The organism is Mesorhizobium sp. M7A.F.Ca.US.014.04.1.1, from assembly GCF_003998745.1.
GTDB lineage: Bacteria > Pseudomonadota > Alphaproteobacteria > Rhizobiales > Rhizobiaceae > Mesorhizobium > Mesorhizobium ciceri.
In genome coordinates, this window is the sequence record NZ_RZRW01000682.1 from 1 (window position 1) to 2,758 (window position 2,758).

Here is a 2,758-nt window from a genome sequence, read left to right on the forward strand (position 1 = left end):
GCGAACATGATTGCGAGGATGGCGTCGGTTCCTGGAACGAACTTCAGCGGATTGTTGTCGGCGGCGCTGATCATCGTTCGTTGTGTGCTCTTGGCCAGCATTTTCGCGGCCGCACGTGCTTTCAGCAGCAACGTCAGTTCCTCGACCACCACCCGCAGGACCGCGCCGATTTCGGCGGCAACTTCATGCGGGTCGCGTAATTGAAGCAATTCCGGCGAAATGCCGGCTCCGATCGCGATCTCCCGCAAGACCTCGTCTCTGGTCGAAGGCAGGGGTGGGGAGTGCGGCGGAATGCGCTGCCCGGGCCGTTGCTGCGCGGGATCGAAGAAAGGTGCATCTTTGAATTCCAGCGGTCGGCCTGTCGCGGGCGGCATGTCTCGCTGCTCGGATTTGTAGCTGCGGTAGCCCGCCGTGGCGCGCTCTTCGTCGATCGATACCAAGATGACATAACGGCCGATCAGTATCCGGTCGCCATGGCCAAGCCGGTGTGGCCCGGTCATGCGCTGGCTCGATCCGTTGATGAAAGTCCCATTGCGCGAGATGTCGTGCAGCCAGAACGCGCCCGCCTCGTAGCGAACCTCGCAGTGGCGGCCCGAGATGAACTTGTCGGGATCCGGCAAGGTCCAGTCGCAAGCATCGCGTCCGATGTCGAAGCCGCGATCACGCGCCGCGTAGCAGGTCGAGGTACCAGCGGGCAAGGCGTCGACATTGTTGATTTCCAGACTGATGTGCATCCGAGATCGCCGTCGATCGTTGATCGGTACTCCGCCATTCTAGCAGCTTGCGGGTAAAACAGGACAGAAGCGTTTCAAGCCGATGAACCGGCTGGTTAATGCATGTCGCCCAAAAGTGCCCTCCGTTTGAGAAAACGACATTGCATGAAACAAGACCTGAAGGTGCAGCGCGTGAATCCGACCAACCGCGACACGGTTTAGGTTTCTGTCGCCCCATGTCCTCTTTGGCCAGCAGGAAAACATGTGGTAGGCTCAACATGGCCTGGCGTGGCGGATTTAAGAAGTTCCTGAACGGAATGCTGTTAATATAGCGGGAACTTCAAATCCATCACATTGGCGGCCGCGTCCAGGAGGGGGCTCGACCCATGCCCAATGAACGTGCCACCGTTGTCCGGACACCGGTTGGCTCCGAGCTGTTGACCTTCACGCATCTTGTCGGACGCGATGAGATCAGCCGTTGTTTTGCCTATACGGTCGGATTCGTGAGCACCGACTCCGATATCGATCCGTTGAAGATGCTGGGCGGGCCGCTCTCGATCGAAGCTGAATCTGATCCGAAACGCTGGTTCAGCGGCATCGTCTCCGAGTTCCGGCTCACCCGGCTGGAAGATCGGCTGGCCTACTATGAGGCGGTCATCAGGCCGTGGCTCTGGTTTCTCGGCAACACCACCGATTGCCGTATTTTCCAGAACAAGAGCGTCCTCGACATCGTCAAGGACATCTTCAAGAAATACGGTATCGCGGAATTCGATCTGCGCCTGCAAGGGTCCTATCCCCCGCGCGAATATTGCGTGCAGTACGACGAACCCGATCTGGATTTCGTGCAGCGGCTGCTGGAGCATGAAGGCATCCTGTATTTCTTCGAGCATGATGACGGCAAGCACACGCTTGTCCTGGCCGATGCGATGAGCAAGCTGAAGCCTGCGCCGGGCTACGAGAAAGTGCTCTATAACTTTGAAGGTCAGGGTTCGCGGCGCGATGTCGAATACATCACTGAATGGATACCGGGCAGTTCGGTGCGCCCAGGCGCCTATGCCCACACTGACTATGATTTCACGAAGCCGGGCGCCGATCTCATGGCCAAGTCGGCCCAGCCGTTCAGCCACAAGGAGGCAGCGGGCGAGAACTACCGCCAGCCCGGCGCGCATCTCGAAACGGGCCGGGGAGACAGCCTGGCCGCGATCCGGCGTGAGGAAATCCAGGCCGTCCACCAGCGCATCGCCGCCGTCGGCACCGTGCGCGGCCTCTATTCGGGCTGCACGTTCAAGCTGGATAGCTTTCCGCGCGAGGACCAGAATCAGGAGTATCTGGTGGTCAGCGCCGAATACAGACTGTTTGATCCAGGCTACAGAGCCCATGCTGACGTCAACAGCGAGAATTTCAAGGTGATCCTCGGCCTGGCGCCGACAGCCTTGCCCTATCGTCCGCCGCGGATCACGCCACGGCCGATCATGCGCGGCCCCCAGACGGCGACGGTGGTCGGCCCGTCTGGCGAAGAAATATTCACCGACAAATATGCGCGGGTGAAGGTGCAGTTCCATTGGGACCGTCTGGGCAAGAAGGACCAGAACAGCTCCTGTTTCGTGCGGGTGTCGCAGACCTGGGCCGGCAGCGGCTGGGGCTTCATCCAGATCCCGCGCATCGGCCAGGAGGTGATCGTCGACTTCATCGAAGGCGACCCGGACCTGCCGATCATTACCGGCAGGGTCTACAACGCCTCCCAGATGCCGCCCTACGGGCTGCCGGGCAGCGCCACGCAATCGGGCTGGAAGTCCGACTCCTCCAAAGGCGGTGGCGGCTACAACGAGCTGATGTTCGAGGACAAGGCCGGCTCCGAACTGGTCAATTTCCAGGCGCAGAAGGACCACATCCTTCTGGTCAAGCACGACCGCACCAAGCTGGTGCAGCACGACCAGTCCGACCGCATCGACCACGACGCCAAGCATTCCGTCGGCCACAACCTCGATGAGGACGTCGGTAACAACAAGACGGTCAAGATCGGCGTCGACCAGACCACCAACATC

Annotated in this window: 2 protein-coding genes; one reads left to right on the forward strand and one right to left on the reverse strand. The window is 60.2% G+C overall.

Annotated features, from left to right (window positions below; all coding sequences use genetic code 11):
• The coding region (locus EOA22_RS29880; RefSeq protein ID WP_348629513.1) for a type VI secretion system-associated FHA domain protein at nt 1–620 on the reverse strand (620 nt) is incomplete at its 3' end.
• A 479-nt stretch (nt 621–1,099) separates the two neighbouring features.
• Between EOA22_RS29880 and EOA22_RS29885 the strand changes: the two genes are divergently transcribed.
• The coding region (locus EOA22_RS29885; RefSeq protein WP_164756007.1) for a type VI secretion system tip protein VgrG at nt 1,100–2,758 on the forward strand (1,659 nt) is incomplete at its 3' end.